Source organism: Micromonospora sp. ABR4_055 (assembly GCF_056160425.1).
In genome coordinates this window covers 1-15358 of the sequence record NZ_JBSWXD010000011.1, presented here as the reverse complement: position 1 = coordinate 15358, position 15358 = coordinate 1, and the positions used below count along the sequence as shown (strand labels likewise).

Genomic DNA, 15358 nt, shown 5'->3' with positions numbered 1-15358 from the left:
CCGGTGCTCGGACGAGCTAACTCGGTGCCCATGTCCGCAGGCGGTCGCCCGTGCCACTGTGGTAACAACAGGAACCCTGTGCACCACGCGTCCACCTGCGACAGGACAGGCTAAGCTTCGTTGCCGTGCCAGGACGCCCGCCGTACGGTGGCGGAGGCAGGTGATCTGAATGAAAGCCGAAGGTACGGGAGCCGGCCGGCCCAGCGCGATTCACGTGGGTGAACCGCACGGCAACGGGATCTCCACCCGGTTGAACTGGTTACGGGCCGGGGTGCTCGGTGCCAACGACGGCATCGTGTCGACGGCCGGTCTCGTCGTGGGGGTGGCCGGCGCGACCATCGCCACCGGCCCCGTCCTGACAGCGGGCGTCGCGGGGGTGGCGGCGGGCGCCGTCTCCATGGCCCTGGGTGAGTACGTGTCGGTGAGCAGCCAGCGTGACAGCGAACGGGCGCTGCTGGCGAAGGAGCGCACCGAGCTCGAACGGTTCCCCGAGCAGGAGTTGGACGAGCTGACCGCGCTCTACGTCGCGAAGGGTCTGACCGTCGGAACCGCCCGGATGGTAGCGGAGGAACTGACGGCGAAGGACGCCTTCGCCGCGCACGCTGACGTCGAGTTGCGGATCGACCCGGATTCGCTGGCCAACCCCTGGCACGCAGCCGCCGCCTCGGCGGTCGCTTTCACCCTCGGGTCACTGCTGCCGCTGATCGCGATCCTGCTGCCACCACCCGACGCGCGGGTGGCCGTGACGTTCGCCGTCGTGCTGCTCACACTCGCGGTGACGGGTGCGGTGAGCGCGAGACTGGGCTCTGCCAACGCGGGGCGGGCGGTGGTCAGACTCGTTGCCGGTGGTGCCCTGGCCATGGCCGTCACCTTCGCCATCGGGCAGTTCGTCGGCGCGACGGTGCTCTGAGCCGACCTTCGACCACGCCGCCGACGAACTATTGCTGCGATCAACTTTTCCTCGGGTGGTCTGTGGTGCGGGTGTGGGTGCCGTCGGGGTGGAGTCGGACGGCGACGGGCTGGCCGGGCCGGGTGGCGGCGTGGCGGCGTATCTGCGTGATGCAGGTTGTGGTGTCGGTGGGGGTGCCGGCCGCTGCGGTCTGTTGCGGCACGGGGATCGGCGTGGTCGGGTCGGTGGGGATGGTGGCGCGCAGTGCGCCGTGCAGGTAGCGGTAGCACAGCGCGACGGCTTCGGGCAGGGCGGCGCTGGTGGGCACGGGGTCGACGGCCAAGCGTGTGGCCGGGTCGACGACCCGGACCGACCAGCTGTGGCCCTGGGACAGTTCGGGTCGGCCGATGGTGTTGCGGTGGTCGACGGTGGTGATGTCCAGGGCGAGGCCGAGGCCGCGAACCAGGGCGGCGAGTTCGTCGAGGGTGGGGCCGGGCCAACCGGTGGCCAGGACCATGATCCGGGCGCCGTCGTAGGTGGCGCCGACTTCACCGAGGTACGCGCCGAGCGGGTCGCCGCCGCCGTGGGGGACCTGGCTGACACCGTTGCGCAGGTGCTGGTCGATGACGTGTTCGCCGTCGATGTCGGTCAGGTCGGTCGGCTGAACGCCGAAGCCGGCGGCGAGCGCCCCGATCTGGTAGTGCTCGTCGAGCTGCCACACGGTGGAGCCGGACAGCCGGTCGGCGGGCACCAGCGTGGGCGGTTGCGGGCCGACGGCGGCTTCCGGGTCGCCGGTCGGTTCGCTGTCGGGTCGCCAGTTGCGGTGCACGGTCCGGCCACGCAGGTCGGTGACGGTGAGCACCGCGCCGCGCCGCACCTGGCGGGTGCCGTAGCAGTCCAGGCAGTACGGCGGGTCGGGCCGGTCGGCGCACCGGCCGCAGGGGTGGGCGGGGATCGCCTCGCCCCAGTGTTTCGGTGCCGGCGGTTCCCAGCCGCGCACGAATCTGCCGGCGGTGTCGGCGGGTCGCAGGCTGGTGTGCCACCAGTGCCGGTTACGCCAGATGGCCTGCGCCCCGCCGTGCTGCTCGGCATCACTGATCATGCGGCGTTCGACCTGGTCGAGGTCGTGGCCGCCGGGGTGACCGTCCAACCCGACCGGCACCGCACGCCCGGTGAGGGCAGCCTCGGTGAGGTAGTGGGCGGGCAGCAGCGGGTTCGCGACGGTCAAGCCGGTCACCGCCCGTTCGGCGGGGATGGTGGCGAGCGCGGTCGGCAGGTCCGCGATCCACCGGTGCTGGTAGTCGGGCACCGCACCGCCGGCATGCTCGAACCGGACGTCCCAGCTCAGCCCACGCCCGATGGAGCTGGGCCGGACTTCGAGGACCAGGTCGACGTGCAACTGGTCGGCGAGCGCACACAACCGGCCGAGCAGCCGGGCCGGGTCGCCCGGTGGCGGCGGCTCGACGCTGCGGCCGATCAGCACCAGCCACGGCGACACCAGCCGGTTGGTGAGCGCCGCAGCCTCCCACCGCAGCCGGTCGGACTGCGGAACGGTGGGCTGCCACTGCCGGGGCAGCGTCAACCCGGACGACGGCAGCCGGCCCGGTTCGTCGGGGAAGTCCGGGTCACGCAACGTCGCGGCGGCCACCCCGGCACGGGCGGCGAGGTCGGCGACGATCGGCGCGTACGGCAACCACCACGTCCCACCCGGAGTCGGCAACGGGGTAAACGAGCCCGGGACGAGACTGGTCGAGGCCACCTGCCCGGTGTCGAGGTTCGCGACGGTGAACACGCGTTGCGCCCGCCGCCGGTCCGCGCCGACGCCGACGATGTGCAGCGAGCCGGGCGGCACCTTGTTGACGCCGTTCACGCCGCCACCCCCGCCCCGAACCGGTGCGACCGCTCGAACTGCTCCGACTGCCAGTCCCGCAACGCCTGCTTGAGCCGGGCGTTCTCCTCCCGGGTGGAGCCAAGTTCGGCGCGCAGCGCGGTCAACTCGTCGGCGACCAGGTGCAGAAACGCCCGCACCTCGACCGGGTCGCAACCACGCCGGACACGGTCGCCGAACGCGCGGTCGCGGACCAGGCCGGGGCTGATCGACGGCCGCACCGCCCGCCCGTACAAGTGACCGGCAGCGTTCGGGGCGGACCGCACCGACGGACGCGGCCCGGCCGCGACGTCGGTCGGCCGCCGATTGTGGCGGGCGATCTCGGCGAGCAACCGCCGGTTACGCCGACTCCGCACCGGAACCCGGCGGAACAGGTCAAAGAACCTACGCACAGCAGGAACCACCTTTCACACAGTCGAAAACCTTCAAGGGGTACGGATGGAGAGCACACGGTTCGCGTCGCAGTGGTGCCGCCGCGCTGGTCAGCGGTGCCGGCGCGGGCGGGGCGCCCAGCGGAGACCGTCACGCTGGACGAAGATTTCCCGCCGTTCACGGGCCTCGCCGTCGGCTGCCAACACGTAGCCGGTGAGCCAGACCCAGCCGTCGTACGTCAGCTTTTTGTCTACTGTCGTCACCCGGAACCGGAAACCCCGCCCGGCCGCGAACTGCACACTCGCCCGACCATCGATGATCAACTCGTCACCGGGGCGGGGATCGGCCGGGGACCGGTCGTCCGGCACGCTACCGATCAGCCGCCGGCACCGTCGTCCGACCGCAGTCGGGACACCACCGCGACTTGACCTTGAAACTGAACAACCCCACGAAGAACCCGAGCAGGATTCCGGAAACCAGGGCACCAAGCGCCACCATGATCAACCCTTCCCATTGGCTGGGGCGGCCAATTGGCCGCCGCCGTGTTTAGCACCAACTCACCTGGCACCAAGCCAGATCTTCCGCGCCTTCTGGTTGACCATCAGATGTCCATAGAGCAACGATCCCACTCGATCTTGATAGGCGGCAGGTGTCACGGCGGTGACAGGGCAGAGTCCCCTGCCATATCACCCCTGGGTGGTGGATACTCGAAGCCATGAGGGATGAGCTTGAGGAAGACTCCCGGCCGGCGTGGGCGCAACGGCTTCGCTCGGAGCGAACTGCCCGGGGGTGGTCCCAGAGTGACGCGGTACGGGCGCTCAGGGCGCACGCATCCGAACCACTGCCCTCCGACATCGCCCTGTTGCGCAACTGGAAGCGGTGGGAAGCTGGTAGCTCCGAGCCCGACGTCTTTTACAAGACGCTGATTGCCAAGACCTACGGTACCGTCACGGCAGCGTTCTTCCCTCGCCAGGGTGGGGCAAATATCGAAGCGGACCTGCTGGCAGACAGTGGCCTGGAAACCCTGGAGATTCTCTCTCGCATTCGCGCCTCGGATGTCTCGGCAGCTATGCTTGACGCACTTCGCATTGCGGCCGATCGACTCTGCTGTGAGTACCCCTACGCTCCCCCGTATCAGCTCTATGTCGAGGGAAAGGCGTGGCTTCGACGCCTCATGAGTCTCATGGATCGCCGTTTAACGCTCGCGCAGCACAAAGAGGTTCTATCGCTTGCTGGTCTGGTTGCCTTGCTCGTCGGGTGTGTCGAATACGACCTAGGGCTACGGCGGGAAGCGGAAAGCACCCGTAAGGCGGCGCTGGCCCTCGGCGAGGAGGCGGGCGACGCTGCAGTTGTCGGGTGGGCGCACGAGATGCGCGCATGGTACGCGCTAACACAGGGTGACTACCGGGGAACGATAGCCGCCGCTGATATAGGGGTGACAAAGGTCCCCGGTCAAAGCGTTGCTGTGCAACTAGCAGCGCAGCAGGCCAAGGCATGGGCACGTATCGGAGACCGCAGAAAAGTAGAGACGGCACTTGATCGGGGCCGGTCACTCCTAGAGTCACTGCCCTACCCAGAGGATACCGACCACCATTTTGTGGTTGACCCGTCGAAGTTCGACTTTTACGCGATGGACTGCTACCGGTTGGCCAGAGAAGATCAGCTCGCCGAGATTTACGCTCATGAAGTCATACGGTCTTCCACCGACCCAGACGGCACCGAACGGAAGCCCATGAGGAACGCCGAGGCTCGTTTGACGCTAGGCGTGGTAGCGGCGCGGAGAGGGGAAATTCAGGAGGCAGTGGCCTACGGCCGACAAGCGCTGTCGGGCGACCGCAGGTCCCTACCGTCACTCCTCATGTGCTCCCGAGAGCTAGGGCAACTGTTGCAGGAGCAGTACCCGAAGCACCCTGAGGCGCTAGCCTTCCTGGACGAGCTACGAGTACTCAGCAGCCCAGCAGGCCCCCGGTAGCCCAGGAATCCATCCACGGGTGTTGCAGTCAGGGCAACAGATCCGGTTTCGCCCATCTCCGAACACAGCCTCGCCGGATCCTGCGCACAGCTGGCAGGTCGAAGCGGAGGGCGGCCGGTCCGGCATGAGATGTCTCAATTCCGGGTAGCGGCGCGCCACCTGAACATGGGCGAACTCGTACTCGTTGGCATCGGCGGGGCGCAACCTACCGTCGTCTTCGTCGATGAACACCTCGCCCGACTCTGACATGAGAAAGGAGATCCCCAGGGTGCCGTAGACACCGAGCAGTCCGAACTCCCGCGCCATCGCGGCAGCGGGATGGGCGGACGAAGCTTGGTCCTCGACGAGCCTCGCAAAGTCCCCAGAGACTTCCACGAGGCGAACATACTCTCAGACCCCACTCACCGGTCCCCATCGCATCCTGGCCGGTCGGCGTCCGAGGTCTCGTCAGCCTGGCCTGATCTGTTCATCGAGGACCCTGATGGAGGCGACGACCAGGGGCGGTCGCTGCAAGAACGACGCGAACGCATGGGCACGCCAGGCCGCCTGTGACTGGACGGTGTACGTCGAAGCCCGCAACATCCGCTACTCACGATGAGTAACGGTGGAGGTGACCCGGCTCCTGGATTGCGGCATGAGTGACGATGTGCGGCAAGTGGACTATTCGATCGCCGCATTCAAGACCCAGGAGGTGGGTCGAGGACGGCCGGGGAGGTCAGTGCGCCCGGTGGACCACAGGAGCACCTGGACCGGATCGCCGGCTGGGGCGTGAGGAAAGATCCGGGTCAGCACGGAGCTGCAGAGTGATCTCGGCGGATGCCAGTGGATGCCGAGCCCTTCGGCGATGTCGTAGGTGTGCACCAGCGTCTCGTTCACGCCCAGTGCCGCGAAGCCGCTTGCGTCGGTCGGTCCCCAGTGCCAGCCCCGTACCGACGGGTCGGATGCGGCCAGCATGGCGCACAACAATCGTCCTGCGCCGGTGACTGTTCGCAGCACATCGCGGGGAGACGCGTCGTCGCGTACCACCAGGTCGAACGGGAGGTACGCGGAGTCGGGCCGGGCGGCGAGTTGCCGGCGTACGCGAGAAGGTCATGCGCGACATGGGCATACGGCTCTATCGGAACCTGACTGCGGGCTGGTGACTCTGGGTGATCGGTGTGTTGATCGGCACGTGCGGACGCCGGGCCGCTGCTGCCGTTGCGTCGAGTGGAGGGCTCAGGCACGTAATTCGCGCGAATAACGTTCCTGAGCCCTCCACTCGATGGCATACCGAGACTTGACGGACAGAGGTTCCGCACATCGGCATGAGGGGAAGCCGAGGCAACAGTTGGCTCGGCAACACCCGTCACGCAACGCCACCGACCTGCACCTCCGGCAGGTGGGCGGCCAGACTCCGGACCTGGCCCGAACCCGGCTGGTGCGCTTGCCCGTACCCACCTCGGCGAACCGGTCTATCGACAACCGGCAACCTGGTCTTTGTCGGGCCTCGTAGCGCGTATCGCGATCCACAGAACAGGCCAGATAGCCAGTAGGCAGATAGCGAAGTTGCGGCGAGACCAAGAGTTGAGGGACCTCATCCGGGCGGTTGCCTCCTTCGTAACTGATACGAGGAAGCGCTACCAGGAAGGCGAGCAGACCGCCGCTCAGTACATGTAGTCGCCGCACTCGCTTGCTGATGATCCACAGCGGCTGGTCGACCTGACACGCTGGGGATGTGTCAGACCAGGCGCATCCGATCGCCCGGCTCAGCTGAGGCACCCGGCTCAGCTGAGGCGGGCGGCGAGGGTGTCGAGGTCGTCGACGAACCAGACCTGGTTGCCCCGGTTCGACTCGACGACCAGGTCACGCAGTGCCGTACTGCCGGCGGTGTGGCCGGTGATGTCGCCGACCACGACCAGCCGTAGCCGGTAGTTGACGAACTTCTGCATGATGCCGCCGGCCAGCCCGCTGCGCAGCGCGAAGAAGCGTTCGTCCAGCCGTGCGACCGGGACCGCCACGATCTCGGCACCGGCGAACGTCTGGCCGATCACGTCCAGCGCATCCTGCTCGCTGGCGATTGTCGGCCCGTCGGCGGCGCAGACCAGCACCGGCACGCCGGCCAGTTCGACGATCTCGTCAGCCATCGTCTCCCGCCCTCTCCCCGCTGTCCGTTCGGAACATTCCGCTGCCCGCCCGCGTCACCGCGTCGATCGTGGACAGGATCTCCGCGACCGCGTCCGGGCCACCGAAGACGACGATCTTCAGCCGGTCTCGCGCCGGGTCGTACCCGGTCTGCAGCCGCAGCGGAGGCGTGGCCGACGCCCGGCTGCCGCCCTGCGCCCCGGCGACCAGCAGGGTGCTCAACCGGTCGGCGTCGGTGGACGTCAACCCGTCGACGTCGACCACCGCGGAGACCTCGACCACCGGGTCGGCCGGCTCGGCGGAGCCTGCGGACCCGGCCGGACGGCCGGTGAACGCGTCAAGGTCGGCCGGTGCGATCCGGTACTGCTTGCCGATCCGTACGGCCGGCAGCCGTCCGTCCCGGATGTAACTACGCACCGTACGCACGTGCAGGTCAAGCTGCTCTGCGACTTCTTCCACCGAGAGCCACGACTTCGCCATTCTTCCCCATCAGCATCTATTCGATGTACGGCAGGGAAGTTTAGCGTATCAGCTGGTCGCCGACCACGATCCGGGCCGGTCACCGCCCGCCACCCCGGTTTGTCGCACCGGGGCGATACAACTTTTCGGGTACGGATCACCGGTCCGCAGCCCGCCGTCTGAGATGACGGCTGACGACGGCTGCGGTCGACACTCCTGGAGGGCAACCCAGTGGACGCGGACGACGCCGCCTGGCAGCGGCGAAGCATGGTACGGGTGGTGCCCACCGCACGACCCCGCAAGCTGGCGAAGGTCCCCTTCGTCGAGATGGCGGACGGACGCCTGCAGGGCGTCGTCTCCAGCGGCTCCGACATCGGGCGGGTGTACGTGTCGTCGGTCGCCGCCGGCAGCTACGAGGTCAGCTGCAGCACCAACAACAACCGGCCGTGCGGCGGGCTGCGCGGCGGCGACTACGCGTGCAACCACCTGACCGCGCTCGCCGACGAGGCCGTCGTGCAGTACGGCGGCGACCGCGTTGCCCGCTTCCTGCGGCTGGAGACCAACGACGAGGTGACCAGCGGAAACGAGATCTTCTGGGCGATCGGCCGGACCACCCTCGCCGGCGCGTCGCCGGCGGCGGCCGTGTTCAGCCGGTTCCTGCACCACCTGTCCTACCTGGATCTGCCGGGGGCGGTCGAGCCGCTGCCCGAGCTGAGCTGGTTCCCGGCCGGGGCGGGGGCCCGCTGATGCGCGGGGCACAGCTCGACGACCTGCGCGACGGCGTACCGGCCGGGGTCGCTGAAGCGCTCGACGTGGTCGACCGGTTCGACCAGGCGATGACCGGCGGCTTCGGCCGACTCGACCCGCACGGTACGGCGGCCCTGGCCGACCTGGCCGGCGCGGTCTCGGCCACTCCGCTCGGCGCGGCGGCGGCCGAAGCCGTCGACAAGGTGACCGCCGGCTCGGTCGGCGAGGAACAGTTGCTGCTGCTGGCCGCCGCCCGTACGGCCGTGGCGGGCGCGGTGCACGACGCGCTGCGGGACCGGCTCGACGGCACGCTCGGCCGCGACCGGGCGCAGTGGACCGCACCGAACACGGCCGCCGCCCCGGCCGACGGACGGTTGCTGGCGGCCCGTTCCTGGCTGGCCGAGCTGGCGCTGGCCGGCTGGCGCAACGTCGACCACGATCTGGTGTCGGCCAGCCAGCAGGCGCTGACCGCGCTGCTCGCCGACCCGGCCCGACGCCGGATCGCGGTGCTGCTCGACGGGCTCGCCGACGAGCTGCGCTACTCCAGCCCGGTGGCCACCATGGAGCGGATCCCGGCCCGTCGCTGGGCCGACCTGTGGACCCGCGCGATGCTGTTGACCAGCCCGCAGGGCGGGCCGGTGACCCCGGAGACGGTCTCCGGCCGGCTGCTGATCGTCGGTGCCGACGTGCAGGAGCACGCGACCGCCGTACAGCTGCAGGTGCACGCGGTGCTGGAAGCCGGCGGCGGGGGTGGCGACGCCGACCGGTCCCGGCTGGTCCGGGTCAGCGTGTCCGCCGCGAAGGTCGACACGATCGTCGGTCCGGTGGTGTGGCAGCTGCTCGCGGAGCATCCGGTGCTGCTGGCCGCCCTGGCCGGCCGGCTCAGCCTCGACGTCACCGACCTGCCGCTGCTGCCCGGCGGCGACCTGCTCTGGCGCGACGACCAGGCCCGCCCCGGCGAGCCGACCGACCCGTTCGCCGTCGCCCGGGTGCAGCTCGGCGAGGCGGTCGCCCCGGCCGTACCGCCGCTGGACCGGCACCCGGTCGCCATCGCCGAGCCGGTGCTGCTGGAGGGCTACACGGTGGTCACCGACGACGCCGGGCTCGGCTTCGAGGTCGACGGCACCCGGGTCGCTGTCGACGTCGACCGGCTGCCCGGCTGCGGGCCGATCACCGCCGAGCTGCTGGCCAAGTCGTCGGCCTGCATCGGGCTGCTGCGCTGGGACGGTGACGCGGCGGCCGGCCCCGGCTGGTCGGTGCAGCCGATCGGCATGCAGACGACGGTGAAGCGCAAGCAGGTCGACCTGCACACCGGCGACTGGGCGCAGGGGCCGACCGACGCCAAGATCGCCAAGGCGGTGGCCCGCTCCGGCGACAGTATCGCGATGCTCCGGGAGCGGGCGGGACGGTTGCTGCGGAAATGACCGATTCGATGATCAACTATCACGAGAACCGGCGCCAGGTGCTCTACTGGCGGCTGCTGGCCCGGCTGTTCGACGGGCAGGAGCAGGCCGCGCTGGAACGCACCAGCATGGCGGTGGTCGACGAGCTGGGGCTGCCGGCCGCGCTGCTCGACCCGTCGGTCTCCATCGACACCGTCGTGCAGCGTTTCCCCGAGCTGGCCGACGAGCTGCCCGGCCTGCTCGTGCCGCAGGCTGAGGACGAGAGCATCGGCGAGCAGCCGGCTGCGTGCGGCTCGGAGGACGACCAGGCCGCCGGCGAGTCGTCGGTGCAGGTCGGGGCCGACGAGGTACGCCGCGCCGCGCTGGCGTCGAAGCTGCTACTCAACGTCTTCGCCACCGGCAGCGGTGACGTGTCGGCCGGTCAGCTGGCCGGCTGGCAGGCCGACGCCGGCTGGTACCAGCAGGCCTGCGGGGCCACACCGGGGCGCCGCGACGGGGTGCTCGGCACCATCGAAGCCGACCTGGTACGGCGGATGCGGCTGCGCGAAGTGCTGGCCGATCCGGCGCTGGCCAGCCAGCTCACCCCGAGCATGTCGCTGATCGAGCAGCTGCTACGGGACAAGTCGAACCTGTCCGGGGTGGCGCTGGCCAACGCCAAGGCGCTGATCCGGCGGTTCGTCGACGAGGTCGCCGAGGTGCTCAAGACCCAGGTGCAGCAGACCAGCGTCGGCACCATCGACCGGTCGGTCCCGCCGAAGCGGGTGTTCCGCAACCTCGACCTCAACCGCACCATCTGGAAGAACCTGCCGAACTGGAGTCCGGCCGACGAGCGGCTCTACGTCGACCGGCTCTACTACAAGCAGACCGCGAAGCGGACCACCCCGGCCCGCATGATCGTCGTCGTCGACCAGTCCGGCTCGATGGTCGACGCGATGGTCAACTGCACCATCCTGGCCTCGATCTTCGCCGGACTGCCCAAGGTCGACGTGCACCTGGTCGCGTACGACACCCGGGCGCTGGACCTGACGCCGTGGGTGCACGACCCGTTCGAGGTGCTGCTGCGCACCCAGCTGGGCGGCGGCACCGACGGCATGGCCGCGTTGGAGCTGGCCCGGCCGAAGATCGCCGACCCGCGCAACACGGTCCTGGTGTGGATCTCCGACTTCTACGAGTGGAAGTCGCAGGAGGTCTTCGACGGGCTGCAGGCGGTGCACCGCAGCGGAGCCAGGCTGATCCCGGTCGGCTCGGTCTCCAGCGGCGGCCAGCAGAGCGTCAACCCGTGGTTCCGGAAACGGCTCAAGGACCAGGGCACCCCGGTGCTGTCCGGGCACGTCCGCAAACTCGTCGTCGAGCTCAAGAACTTCCTCACCTGACCTGACTCTTCGCCCGCTCACCCTTTCGACTCGCCGTACCGATCCCCCGAGCCTCAATCTAGGAGAAACCGCACCATGACCGCAGAGATGCTGCGCGCCCCCGCCGAGATCAAGTACGCCGAGGAGCTCGACTGGCTCGAATCGATCGACGACAGCCCGAAGCCGTACTCGTGGCGGCTGAGCCCCAAGATGGTGCGTCTGTTCATCCTCGGTTCCGAACGCGCCGACGGCCTCGACCGCGAGGTCCCGCAGAAGTGGTTCGGTGACCGCAGCTTCGTCGAACGCAGCATCGTCACCCTCGCCTCCGACCGGGGGCTGCTGCTGATCGGCGACCCGGGCACGGGCAAGAGCTGGCTGGCCGAACTGCTCGCGGCCGCGATCTGCCGCAACTCGACCCTGGTGGTGCAGGGCACCGCCGGCACCACCGAGGACCACATCAAGTACTCGTGGAACGTGTCGATGGTCATCGCCAAGGGCCAGTCCCGGCAGTCGATGATCCCGTCGCCGATCATGACCGCGATGGAGCAGGGCGTCATCGGCCGGTTCGAGGAGCTGACCCGCTCCACCAGCGACGTGCAGGACGCACTGATCTCGATCCTGTCCGAGAAGTACGTCTCCATCCCGGAGCTGGACTCGGACAACATCGTCTTCGCCCAGCCCGGGTTCTCCATCATCGCCACCGCGAACAGCCGCGACCGGGGCGTCAACGACCTGTCGTCGGCGCTCAAGCGGCGGTTCAACTTCGTCCGGATCCCGGTGATCACCAACCGGCGCAGCGAAGCGGAGATCGTCCGGTTCCGCACCACCGAGCTGCTGCGTCGCCACCAGATCGAGCTGGAGGTGCCACCCACCCTGCTGGACGTGCTGTTGCAGAGCTTCGCCGACCTGCGCAAGGCCGCCGCTTCGGCGACCAGCGACGACGAGAAGCTGGAGTCTGCGCTGTCCACCGCCGAGCAGATCGGTGTGCTGGAGGACGCGATCCTGCACAGTCAGTTCTTCGGTGACCGGACGCTGCGCGCCGAGACCCTGGCCAGCTCGATGGTCGGTTCGCTGGCCCGGCGCAGCCCGGAGGACCTGGCGATCCTGAACAAGTTCTGGCACGGGGTGATCGAGCCGCGCAGCAAGGCCGACGGTGGCGAGTGGCCGGCCTTCCTCGAAGGCGGCCGGCAGAGCATCGCGACCCTGTCATGAGCGAGCCCGTCACGGGTGCGCCGATCACGGGTGCGCCGATCACGGGTGCGCCGTCGGACAGCCGGTTCGGGGCACTGCGGGAGCAGTTGGCGGACGCCGCGACGACGTTCGCCGACTCGCCCGACGCGCTGACCGACATCCTCGCCGGCCTGGTCGACGACGTCGACCACGCGCTCGGCGAGGAGCTGGAGATCTTTCCGGTCTGCCATCACTCCCCGTCGTCGGCGCTGGCGATGGTCCGCCGGCTGCGCGACAAACAGCCCAAGGTGATCTATGTGGAGCTGTGCGAGGACCTGCAGCCGCTGCTGATCGAGCTGCGCAACTGCGAGCTGCCGGTGGCGTTGCAGGCCTTCGCCAGCGACCTGGACGGCTTCCCCGCCGGGGCCGGTCCGTTGAGCGTGATCGCGCCGATCACCGAAGCGTCCGCCGAATACCAGGCGATCGCGTACGCGCTGGAGACACCGGGCGTGGAGCTGCTGCTGGTGGACCGCTCCACCGACCACATCTTCCAGTGGCAGTCCGACGACCGGACGGACCCGGCCGCCCCGGCGGACGGCGACGACGAACCGGCACGGCAGGACCAGCAGCAGGGCCAGAGTCAGCAGCAGGGCCAGGCAACCGGCGAGGACGACGAGAAGGCGCTGCACGGCGACGCCGTCGGTGTCGGCATCGGCGACCTACGCCCCGGGTTCGCCGAGTTGGAGGCGTACCTGCTGCACCACGGCAAGGTGCGGCACTGGTCGGAATGGTGGGACCAGTACGTCGAGCAGCCGCTGATCGGCGCCGACCACGACACGTACCGGCAGGTCATGGTCATGATCGGCAGTCTGTTCCGGCGGCTGCGGCCGAGCGACGCGGCGCGACTCGACCGCGACGAGGACCGGGAACGCTACATGTGGACCCGGATACGCGAACACCTTGCCGCCTACGGTGCCAACCCGGCCGACTGCCTGTACGTCTGCGGCGCGTTCCACGCCGCCAGCCGGGTCGAGCAGTTCGGCGTCCGGTCGACCGCGCCGTTCGAGATCACCGCGCCGACCGGCACCAAGTGGCGGTACGGGCTGATCCCGTCCAGCCACTCGGCGATCGAGGCACAGTTCGGGCTGGCCGGCGGCACGGTGTCGATCGCCGCCAGCACCTGGCAGAAGGCGCTGACCGGCAGCAGGGTCACCCCGTACCGGCTGGCCGGGCAGCAGGGCGGGCGCAAGAGTTCGGCCCGCAAGCCGAAGAAGGCGGCGCGGCCAGCGACCGGCAACGGCGGCGGTACGGCGGGGGCCGCGGTCCCTGGTGACGACCGGCTCAGCGGCTTCCTGGCCGCCCCGAGCCGGCCCGGTGAGCTCGACGAGGCCGAGTTGCGCGGCTGGTCGGTCGACATCGTCCGGCTGGCCCGGCGCAACGGCTACCTGGCCAGCACCGCCGACGCGATCGCCATCTTCGAGACGGCGGTGCTGCTGGCCGGGATGCGCAACCGGCGCCGGCCCACCCCGTACGACTTCGCCGACGCCGCGGTCACCTGCATCGAGAAGGACGTGGTGCCGGGCCGGCGCGACGTCCGCCGGCTCTGCGAGATCATGTTCGGCGGTGACCGGATCGGTCGGGTCGGCTACGACGCGATGCCGCCGCTGGCCCGGGACGTCTACGACCGGCTGGCACCCATCGGGTTGGACCCGAAGCGGCGTACCGTCCAGCGGGCACTGCTGGACCTGCACGGGCAGCCGGAGCTGCGACCCTGCTCCGATCTGCTGTGGATGCTGCGACGGCTGCTGCCACCGGAGGTGGTCCGGCCGATCATGGGCGAGCGGCGGCTCGGCGAAAAGTCGGTCCAGGAGAGCTGGGACGTCGCGATCGGTCGCCACCAGCGGTCGATCATCGAGCTCGGCTACGAGGGCGTGACCATCGAGCAGGTGCTCGAACAGCGGCTGCGCCGCGCGGCCTGGGATCCGCAGGCCACGGCGGCACACGCCCTCGCGGCGGTCGAGGACTCACTGCTGTTCCTGAGCAACCGGCGGCTCACCGACGAGCTCGGTGCCCGGGCCGTGCAGTTACTCGCCGCCGAACGCACCGCCGACGGGGCACCGGAGGTGTTGCAGCGGATCCGGCAGCTGCTGGCGTACTACCGCACCAGCGGTGAGCCGGAGCTGCCGGCCTGGTGCCAGGACTTCGTCAGCACCGGGTACGCCCATTACTGCACCCTGCTGCCGACCGCGTTCGTCGACGACGAGACCGGGCTGCGGCAGGTGGCGGCGATGCTGGGCTTCCTGATGACCATGGAGAGCGTCGCCATGGCGTTGGGCTGCGACCGGACCCAGTTGGAGCTGGCGGTACGCCAGTCGCACCCGGAGGCACCGGCGAAGATCGCGTTGCGCTGGGCGGCGCAGTCCCAGCTCGGTCAGCTGCCGCTGGCCGAGCTGCGCGACCGGTGCGCCGATCTGCTGGCCAGCCCGCTCACCGTCGGCGCGTTCCCGCACTACCTGAGCGGGTTCGTGCAGGCGCTGGAGCCGGTGCCGACGTTGGCGCCGTTCGTGGTGGAGGTGCTGTCGGCGGCGTTCGGCCAGCTTCCCGACCCGGTGCTGCTGCCCTGGCTGCCGACGCTGATCACCACGCTGCGGGAGCAGGCCGGCGAGTTGGTGCCGATCCTGGTCCGGGAGGCGGGCCGTACCTTCCCAGCGTCGCTGCCGGCATTGGACTCCTGGGCCCCGCCGTGGGCCGCAGCCGCCCCGACCGCCACGCGGACCGGCTCGCCGGGCGACGTCGCGGGATCGGCGGCGGAGGCTGCCCGGTACGCGATGTCCGGGCCGGCACCGCAGCTGCTGGCCGAGTTCCCGCTGGCCGCCGTGGCGGTGGCGGACCTGCTGGACTGGGAATCCGAGACCAGCTGGGGAAGCGCCGCCCAACACCCCAGCCACCGGGATCCTAGGATGTACTACCCATTGCACCGATTTC

13 protein-coding genes are annotated in these 15358 nt (G+C 69.7%); 7 read left to right on the top strand and 6 right to left on the bottom strand.

Annotated features, from left to right (window positions below):
• Positions 1-214 precede the first annotated feature (214 nt).
• Positions 215-910, top strand: coding sequence for a VIT1/CCC1 transporter family protein (locus tag ACXAHD_RS05340; protein WP_289211885.1), 696 nt, complete (start codon positions 215-217; stop codon positions 908-910).
• Between the two features lie 40 nt (positions 911-950).
• Here the strand turns inward: ACXAHD_RS05340 and ACXAHD_RS05335 are convergent, their stop codons facing one another.
• The 3 genes from ACXAHD_RS05335 to ACXAHD_RS05325 all read right to left on the bottom strand — a co-directional run bounded on the left by ACXAHD_RS05335 (position 951) and on the right by ACXAHD_RS05325 (position 3517).
• Entirely contained in the window at positions 951-2759 is a 1809-nt protein-coding gene (locus ACXAHD_RS05335) for a hypothetical protein (protein ID WP_475048935.1), read from the bottom strand.
• On the bottom strand, positions 2756-3169 hold the full coding sequence (locus tag ACXAHD_RS05330) for a DivIVA domain-containing protein (RefSeq protein ID WP_475048932.1): 414 nt from the start codon (positions 3167-3169) through the stop codon (positions 2756-2758). Before ACXAHD_RS05330 ends, ACXAHD_RS05335 begins: the two co-directional genes overlap by 4 nt.
• 90 nt (positions 3170-3259) lie before the next feature.
• On the bottom strand, positions 3260-3517 hold the full coding sequence (locus ACXAHD_RS05325) for a hypothetical protein (RefSeq protein ID WP_281552657.1): 258 nt from the start codon (positions 3515-3517) through the stop codon (positions 3260-3262).
• A 347-nt stretch (positions 3518-3864) separates the two neighbouring features.
• On the opposite strand from ACXAHD_RS05325, the gene ACXAHD_RS05320 reads away from it, so the two are divergent.
• The gene (locus ACXAHD_RS05320; RefSeq protein WP_289211883.1) at positions 3865-5121 is read left to right on the top strand and encodes an NsdA family TPR-like regulatory protein; all 1257 of its coding nucleotides are present in this window, start codon (positions 3865-3867) and stop codon (positions 5119-5121) included.
• Between the two features lie 660 nt (positions 5122-5781).
• Here ACXAHD_RS05320 and ACXAHD_RS05315 read toward each other — a convergent pair.
• The 3 genes from ACXAHD_RS05315 to ACXAHD_RS05305 all read right to left on the bottom strand — a co-directional run bounded on the left by ACXAHD_RS05315 (position 5782) and on the right by ACXAHD_RS05305 (position 7701).
• Positions 5782-6075: a hypothetical protein gene (locus tag ACXAHD_RS05315; protein ID WP_475048929.1), complete on the bottom strand. Its 294-nt coding sequence runs from the start codon at positions 6073-6075 to the stop codon at positions 5782-5784.
• An 809-nt stretch (positions 6076-6884) separates the two neighbouring features.
• Positions 6885-7244: a DUF4180 domain-containing protein gene (locus ACXAHD_RS05310; protein WP_281552654.1), complete on the bottom strand. Its 360-nt coding sequence runs from the start codon at positions 7242-7244 to the stop codon at positions 6885-6887.
• Positions 7237-7701 carry a helix-turn-helix domain-containing protein gene (locus tag ACXAHD_RS05305; RefSeq protein WP_281552653.1) on the bottom strand — a complete coding sequence of 155 codons (465 nt, stop codon included), beginning with the start codon at positions 7699-7701 and terminating at the stop codon, positions 7237-7239. The genes ACXAHD_RS05310 and ACXAHD_RS05305 overlap by 8 nt, the downstream gene beginning before the upstream one ends.
• A gap of 267 nt (positions 7702-7968) precedes the next feature.
• On the opposite strand from ACXAHD_RS05305, the gene ACXAHD_RS05300 reads away from it, so the two are divergent.
• The 5 genes from ACXAHD_RS05300 to ACXAHD_RS05280 form a co-directional block, all read left to right on the top strand.
• A complete protein-coding gene (locus ACXAHD_RS05300) occupies positions 7969-8448 on the top strand; it encodes a hypothetical protein (protein WP_475048975.1) in 480 nt (159 codons plus the stop codon).
• The gene (locus ACXAHD_RS05295) at positions 8448-9872 is read left to right on the top strand and encodes a hypothetical protein (protein WP_475048926.1); all 1425 of its coding nucleotides are present in this window, start codon (positions 8448-8450) and stop codon (positions 9870-9872) included. The genes ACXAHD_RS05300 and ACXAHD_RS05295 overlap by 1 nt, the downstream gene beginning before the upstream one ends.
• A complete protein-coding gene (locus ACXAHD_RS05290; protein ID WP_281552651.1) occupies positions 9869-11224 on the top strand; it encodes a vWA domain-containing protein in 1356 nt (451 codons plus the stop codon). Before ACXAHD_RS05295 ends, ACXAHD_RS05290 begins: the two co-directional genes overlap by 4 nt.
• Positions 11225-11299: 75 nt before the next feature.
• On the top strand, positions 11300-12415 hold the full coding sequence (locus ACXAHD_RS05285) for an ATP-binding protein (protein WP_281552650.1): 1116 nt from the start codon (positions 11300-11302) through the stop codon (positions 12413-12415).
• Positions 12412-15358 (top strand): DUF5682 family protein (locus ACXAHD_RS05280; protein ID WP_475048921.1); only part of this gene is annotated, 2947 nt, incomplete at its 3' end. The genes ACXAHD_RS05285 and ACXAHD_RS05280, both read left to right, overlap by 4 nt.

Excerpts from the sequence above, each read along its gene's own strand:
- ACXAHD_RS05285 (WP_281552650.1), top strand. The coding sequence starts at position 11,300 with ATGACCGCAGAGATGCTGCGCGCCCCCGCCGAGATCAAGTACGCCGAG.
- ACXAHD_RS05290 (WP_281552651.1), top strand. The coding sequence starts at position 9,869 with ATGACCGATTCGATGATCAACTATCACGAGAACCGGCGCCAGGTGCTC.
- ACXAHD_RS05320 (WP_289211883.1), top strand. The coding sequence starts at position 3,865 with ATGAGGGATGAGCTTGAGGAAGACTCCCGGCCGGCGTGGGCGCAACGG.
- ACXAHD_RS05310 (WP_281552654.1), bottom strand. The coding sequence starts at position 7,244 with ATGGCTGACGAGATCGTCGAACTGGCCGGCGTGCCGGTGCTGGTCTGC.
- ACXAHD_RS05295 (WP_475048926.1), top strand. The coding sequence starts at position 8,448 with ATGCGCGGGGCACAGCTCGACGACCTGCGCGACGGCGTACCGGCCGGG.
- ACXAHD_RS05300 (WP_475048975.1), top strand. The coding sequence starts at position 7,969 with ATGGTACGGGTGGTGCCCACCGCACGACCCCGCAAGCTGGCGAAGGTC.
- ACXAHD_RS05315 (WP_475048929.1), bottom strand. The coding sequence starts at position 6,075 with ATGCTGGCCGCATCCGACCCGTCGGTACGGGGCTGGCACTGGGGACCG.